This is a genomic window from Oleiphilus sp. HI0079, assembly GCF_001635105.1.
This window is the reverse complement of sequence record NZ_LWFT01000447.1, coordinates 1-326: the sequence shown is the minus strand read 5'-3', so window position 1 is coordinate 326 and position 326 is coordinate 1. Positions and strand designations below refer to the sequence as shown.

Sequence of the window (326 nt, the reverse complement as noted above, 5' to 3'; positions counted from 1 at the left end):
ACTACGGAATGATTGCCTGTATGCAAGCTGTCGAAGATGCCAACCTAGAGGGTTTAAACGAACGTCAACTAAAGCGAACGGGTGTTGCGATGGGGTCCGGGATCGGTGGTATCGAGATGATCGAGACCATGCGGGATACATACAACAAATCTGGCTCGCGACGTGTCTCTCCGTTCTTTGTACCAAGCGCGATCATTAACATGATCTCTGGCAATGTAGCGATTAAATATGGCTTTAAAGGGCCTAATATTGCAGTTGTTACTGCCTGTACTACGGGCACGCACAATATTGGCTACGCCGCTCGCACGATATCTTACGGCGATGCA

Annotated in this window: 1 protein-coding gene; it reads left to right on the top strand. The window is 49.1% G+C overall.

Going from position 1 to position 326, the window contains the following annotated elements:
• A partial coding sequence (locus A3750_RS05870; protein ID WP_304440174.1) for a beta-ketoacyl synthase N-terminal-like domain-containing protein occupies positions 1 to 326 on the top strand: 326 nt, incomplete at both ends.